6 protein-coding genes are annotated in these 6,288 nt (G+C 62.6%); 5 read left to right on the forward strand and 1 reads right to left on the reverse strand.

The genetic code is table 11. The features are described from left to right. The first annotated feature begins 76 nt into the window (after positions 1–76). The 5 genes from Aple_RS26555 (at position 77) to Aple_RS26575 (ending at position 5,315) form a co-directional block, all read left to right on the forward strand. Positions 77–1,366: a BtrH N-terminal domain-containing protein gene (locus Aple_RS26555; RefSeq protein WP_155347433.1), complete on the forward strand. Its 1,290-nt coding sequence runs from the start codon at positions 77–79 to the stop codon at positions 1,364–1,366. 73 nt (positions 1,367–1,439) lie between these two features. Then, complete coding sequence (locus Aple_RS26560; RefSeq protein WP_155347434.1) at positions 1,440–1,904, forward strand: hypothetical protein; 465 nt, start codon at positions 1,440–1,442, stop codon at positions 1,902–1,904. Positions 1,905–2,036: 132 nt separating this feature from the next. Then, complete coding sequence (locus Aple_RS26565; protein WP_155347435.1) at positions 2,037–2,471, forward strand: hypothetical protein; 435 nt, start codon at positions 2,037–2,039, stop codon at positions 2,469–2,471. Positions 2,472–2,483: 12 nt separating this feature from the next. Then, a complete protein-coding gene (locus Aple_RS26570) occupies positions 2,484–3,362 on the forward strand; it encodes a sugar kinase (protein WP_155347436.1) in 879 nt (292 codons plus the stop codon). 522 nt (positions 3,363–3,884) lie between these two features. Then, positions 3,885–5,315, forward strand: a complete 1,431-nt coding sequence (locus Aple_RS26575) for an ATP-binding protein (protein WP_155347437.1) — start codon at positions 3,885–3,887, stop codon at positions 5,313–5,315. Between the two features lie 52 nt (positions 5,316–5,367). Here Aple_RS26575 and Aple_RS52195 read toward each other — a convergent pair. Further along, positions 5,368–6,288, reverse strand: a 921-nt coding sequence (locus tag Aple_RS52195; protein ID WP_170321668.1) for an aminomethyl transferase family protein, incomplete at its 5' end; no start/stop codon positions are given.

Below are 6,288 nucleotides of genomic sequence, written 5' to 3' on the forward strand. Positions count from 1 at the left end.
TGTCAGGCCACAGACGTCCGCGACGGAGCGTGGGCCCGTCGCGGGGTGTCGTCAGGCCTGATGGGACGCGGTTCAGATGACCGAGGGCAAAACTTTCAAGCGCCGGGTTCGCGAGCGCATGGCCAGGACCGGCGAGGCGTACACGACCGCGCGGCGGCACGTGCTCGGCGCGGCCAAGCCGCCGGTGGATCCGGCCATTCTGCGGGGATATCCGGCCACCGGGGGCGGCGTGCACCACGATTCCGCGCTGCTGGGGCGGGTGCTCCGGCAGGCGGGCGTGGTCGCGCCGCACAGCGGCGAGCCGTACAGCGAGGCGATGCTGGCCGGGCTTGGCGGCGGCATCGGATTCCTTTACGCGATCTTCGAATACACCGAGATGACGACGATGACGATCGTCACCCAGCACCATCCGGAGCCGTTCATCCCGGCGGCGCTCACGCGGGCGGGCATCGGCTACGAAATCCGGCAGACCGGCAGCGCGAAGATCGCCGAACGCCACCTGCGCGAGGTCCTCGGCGACGGCCGCGCCGCCATCAGCCGGGTCGATCGCCACGCGCTGCCCTGGCATCCCGGCCTGCCGTTCGGCGACGGCTACGAGATCGCCGTCATCGGCCTCGACGGCGACACCGTCTACGTGGACGACGAACGCACCACGCCCGAGCGCATCCCGCTGTCCGCGCTGGAAACCGCCTGGGCCCGGCACCGCAAAGGCAAACACCACCTACTCGCCCTGCAACCCGGCTCTTCTTCGCCGATCCAGGATGCGATCCGGGACGCCATCGCCACCACCATCGCCCACCTCACCGGCCCGGTCCTCAACAATTACTTCGACGTCAACATGGGCCTGTCCGGCATGCGCCGCCTGGTCGAACAACTCGGCGACACCACCGGCAAGAAGGGCTGGTCCGCCCGATTCGCCACCCCGGGCGCGCTCTTCTCCGCCCTCGCCCGCCTCCACGTCTGCCTGGAGATCGAGTACGGCTCCCCCGGCGCCACCCGCCCCATCTACGCCGACTTCCTCGACGAAGCGGCCCCCCTCATCGACCCCCGCCTCACCGAAGCCGCCACCCTCTACCGCCAATCCGCCACCGCCTGGTCCACCCTCGCCTCCGCCGCCCTCACCCCACTGATCCCCCAACTCCCCCGCTTCGCCGAAATCCTGGAGGAATACATGACCCTCCAGATCACCCAAGGCTCAACAGCGGCCCCCCAACTCGCCGCCCTCACCGCGGAATCCTTCAACCTGTCCACCAAGGCCGAACCCCTCACAAACGAGGAACGCACCGACCTCTTCACCCAACTAGCCGACCACGCCGCCGAAGCCCTCACCCTCGAAGGCCGCGCAATAACCGTCCTACGCGACTAACCGTTTGAGGCAGCGGTTTTCGGGGCAGGCGGGGTTGGCCCACGTCAGCCACATCGGTTAGAGGTGAGAGATCATGGTTTTGCTGGGCCTTCTTCTGATCGTGGTCGCGGTTGTGGTCGCGGTCCAGGTGTCCATGCTGGACAGCACGGTCAGCACCAGTGTTTCCGTACTGGATCGGACGTTGAGTTTTACTTCGGTCGAGGTGTTCGTGGCCGGCGCCGCCACCGCGTTGGCGTTGCTCCTCGGGCTGGCCCTGGTCGTGGGCGGGGTGCACAGGTCCGCGCTGCGCCGCAGGCGTCAGCGTGAGGCGCACCTGGCCGAACGTGATCGCCTCTCACGGCTGGAAAGCGAGAAGCGGAATCTGGAGAAGCGCCTGGGCACGGTCGATCGTGACGACCGGCCGGTTCCCGCGCAGACCCGGACAGAGAACGCCACGTTCGACCCCGATAAAACGGGGAGTTTCGACCGGGTTCCGCCGGACTCGGACAAGCTCGTCGCCGGTGCCCGGCACACGCATCGGCCCGACGAGAACCATTAAGACCGCCTACCGGCCTCCGCCGGGCACGGGTACGGCTCTCGGTGCGGGAGCCGTACCCGTGTTGCGATTTGGGCAATTATCACCGTTATGCCAGGAAACTTGAGATCATCCTGAGGTATGGAGCCAACAACGGTGGCGGAGAGTTTCGCGGCCTACTTCCGGCCCTGGGCACTGGCCCTGCCGCAGGTGGCGGTGGACATGCGCGCGGACGGAACGCTCCACGCGCGCGGCTGGGCGGTGCGGTGGCGGTGGCTGCCGGACGGCGCCCTGGAGTTCCGCGCGACCAATCGCATGAGCAACGACCGCTGGCAGACGCTGTTCCCCGACGGCACGAGCCAGCAGGAATCAACCCCACCCGAGATGTACGCCGATGACGACGTCGAAGCGCGGCGAGCATACCGGCAGGCGTGGAAGGCGTACAAGACCGCGTTGGACGAGCGGGATATGCACCCGCGCGCGACCACGGACGCGCCCAAGAAGTGGGATTCGGAGAACCAGCTGCTGTGGAGCCTCGACGCCGACTCATCATGGAAAATCGAGACCCTGCCGCCGCGACCTGAGATCTAGGAAAGACCGTACATGAGCGACGTGTTCACGCTGGGCGAGGTGCTGGGTGTCATCTCGGCCGAGCGGCTCCGACACGATATGACCGCACGACTGGATCTGGAAGGCGCCGAACTGACCGTCGCCGTCGGGCTGGCGCGACTCGGGCATTCCGTGGGGTTTCTGGGGCGGGTGAGTGACGACGAGATCGGCGTACGGACGCTTACCGTGCTGCGCGGGGAAGGCATCGACACCAGCCATATGCGGGTGGACGAGACCGCGTCGAGCGGCATCGTATTGCGGCAGCGGCGGATCGGACGCGTCGCACACGCGGTGAACTACCGCGATGGGTCCGCGGGTTCGCGCCTGTCTACCGGAGATGTGCCAGCGGAGGCGATCCAATCCGCGCGCATCCTGCATGTCACCGGAATCACTCCGGCGTTGAGCGGATTCACCTGGAGCGCGGTCCATCACGCCGTCAAACTGGCCAAAGACGCCGGGATTCTGGTGTCGGTGGACGTCAATCACCGGCCTTATCTGTGGGAGAGCGTCGAAGAGGCCCGCGAAGGCCTCACCGAACTGGCCGCCTCCGCCGACGTCCTTTTCACCAACCAGGACGAACTCGGCCTGGTCGAAACCGCCATTGGATCGCTCCGAGAACTCGTCGTAACCCGCGGCTCCAAAGGCGCGAGCGCCACCGTCGACGGTTTCCGCTACGACACCCAGGCCGCCCCCGTGACGGTGGTCGATTCGACAGAGGTCGGCGGCGCATTCGTGGCCGGATACCTGAGCGCCTTGCTGGACGATTCACACCCGTCGGATCGACTCAAGCGCGGCATCGCAGTAGCCGCCTTCGCGGTAGCCAGCGCAAGCACCTGGCAGGGCCTACCAAACCGCGACGAACTCCCCCCGTGATCACGATCTGCCTCAAGCACCTGTGTCAGGCAATGCCCCTGCCAATACGGAAGACGCCGACGTTTGCGAGCGTGGGCAGCCTGACGCGGCGGTTGGTTACGGGCAGCCGCACGCGCTGGGTGATCGCCCGCCGCCGGCCAAGCGTGACTACTACCTAGCCTAGGGCCCGGGCCGACAACTCCGGTGGCCGGACCTGGTCAAGGTATCTGGAGCCCGCTGGTGGGTGGAGAAAGCGGTCAAACTGGCCAAGTCCGCCTGCGACCTGGCCGACTCACGAGGTGCGCTCCTGGCACGGCTGGCACCGGCGCATCACACTTGCCCAGCTCACGGCCCGCTACTTGAAACTTTACTCTAAACCCTTGGAACGGCTCCATCATGCCTCTGACCTGGGGTTATGTCCTTGAGCGAAGCTACTTGGAAGTTTACATACAACCTGGGCAGGGAGCTTGAGATCACTAGCAACCCATGGTGGATCAAGTCGTTCGCCTGGATCATCTACTTGAAACTCCTTAGAGTAGCTACATGACCACCAACCAAGTAGACGCAGCCCTCTCTGCCCCCGCAGACGACGTCGGCCAGCGCTTGATCGCACTCCGCGAGGATCAGTGGTTTGATCGCAAAAGTGCCAGGATGCACTCGAAAGATCTAGGCCCGCCGCTCGTAGCCTTCGCCAACGCCGAAGGAGGCACGATCGTCGTTGGCTTGCATGCCGGAAAAGTAGAGGGTACAAAGCGGTATGCGGACAAGCATAATGAGTTCCGCCAGGCCCCAATTGACTACACCGTTCCGCCGGTTCGAGCAAAATTCAGCGAGGTTCAATGCGTAAACGAGCAAGGCGAGCGAGACACACTTCTGATCATTGGGGTAGACCCGGGGGAGCGTGTACACGAGCTAAAGAATGGCGATAGCTATCTTCGCATCGGGGATGAATCGAGAAAACTCAACTACCATCAGCGCCAAGAGCTTGAATTTGATAAGGGCCAAAGCCAATACGATGGGTTCCCATGCCCAGGCGTCAACCTCAAAGACCTTGATCAACGCCTGGTGCGAAATTATCTCGAGAGGACAGGAACCCGAAATACTGTAAGCAAATTGCTTCAGGCTCGCAGCCTTCTTACTCGGTCAGCACAGATTACAAACGCAGCCTATCTACTTTTCGGAAAGCATCCACAAGACATATTCCCCCAAGCCTATATCAGAGTAATTCGCTTCCTTACCATCCAAAGAGGCACTGGCGCCAGTTTGGGCATCGAAGAGGGTTCTGATTATCGCATCGAAGGGGCTATCCCGTGGGCAATCCAGGAGGCCAGCAAGACAATCGAATCACTAGTACCTCAGAGACGTTCGCTAGTTGAGACAGGAACCTTTGAAGGGCGTCCTATAGTACCGAGAGATGTTTGGCTAGAGGGATTGGTCAATGCCGTGATTCACCGCTCCTATAGCCTGGCTGGAGATCATATTCGCATAGAAATCTACCCCAACCGCATTGAAATCGAAAGCCCTGGGCGATTTCCAGGATTGGCTAATCCGTCCTCACCTTTAGAAATCAGCCGATTCGCAAGGAATCCGAGAATTGCACGCGTTTGTGCCGACTTGCGAATCGGCCAAGAGTTGGGCGAAGGAATCAAGCGCATGTTTGACGAGATGCGCCGCGTCGGCCTGACCGATCCAATCTACAAGCAGAGCGGCGGAAGTGTCCGGCTGATTCTCACGGCCGTACCGCGCCTAGACGCACGCTTGGCTGCCCGGCTTCCCAAGGGTAGTGAACGTCTCCTTGATACGCTGCGAGCAGCGGCTAGACCTCTCAGTACAGGCGACCTAGCAGAAAGTCTAGGTTTGAGTCGGCCAGCCATAATTAATCGCCTAAAGGCGCTAGAAGGCGAGGGTCTGATCAGATGGATCGGAAAGTCACCCAGAGACCCGAGAGCCGCATGGAAACTTAACGATGAATAATGATCGAGAATGACGTTTCGATTGGCATTGAAATTTAAAGCACGCTATCCGCCTACCATCCAATTCCAGGGGTTGCGCGGATACGTTCGTGACCTGGGTCGTAGACTGGACCGGTCGTGACATCCGCGCCAACCCACCTGCCGTTGACGCCGACCTCGACTCGGGACGCTCCAGGCGGCAGATACGCGTAGGCGATCGACCGATCGACCCGATAGCCATATCCGCCGCTGGTCACCCGCGACACCGGCGTACCGTCCAAACGCACCGGCTCGCCGCCGAGCGCGACATCCTTACCGCCGTCCAGCAACAGGCACGCGAGTTCACTCTCCGGCCGCTTCATCCCCGCCCGCCGCTCGGTACGGACCGCAAACCCCAACCCTGCTTCCAACGGAGTGGTTTCCGGGGTGATATCCGACCCCCAAACGCGATACCCCTTCTCCAGCCGCATCGAATCGATCGCCCGATACCCCCCAGGACGCATCCCCTCCGGCACACCCGCCGCCATCAGCGTGTCCCAAAGCGTCAGCCCATACTCAGCGGCACAATACAACTCCCACCCGAACTCCCCCACAAACGTCACCCGCTGCGCCAACACCGGCACATACCCCACACTGATCTCTCGAGCTTTCATATACCCAAAGCTCAGATCATCCCCGGTCAATCCCGCCAGAATGCTGTACGCCTTCGGCCCCCAAAGGCAGTAACAGGCATAGGCCGACGTGACATCCCGAACCTCGACGCCATTACGCCTGAGCAGCGCCATATCATGCCCGCCGAACGCGGTCCCGGTCACCAGCCGGAACCGATCCTCCCCCAATCGCGTAACCGTGACATCCGCCTCGATCCCATCCCGCCCATTGAGCAACTGCGTATAGACGACCGACCCAACCGCCTTGTCAAGATCGTTTCCCGCGATCCGCTGCAACGCCGCAAGTCCAGAAATTTCAAACTTCGCGAAAGAAGTCTGATCAAA

The organism is Acrocarpospora pleiomorpha, from assembly GCF_009687885.1.
GTDB classification, from domain to species: domain Bacteria; phylum Actinomycetota; class Actinomycetes; order Streptosporangiales; family Streptosporangiaceae; genus Acrocarpospora; species Acrocarpospora pleiomorpha.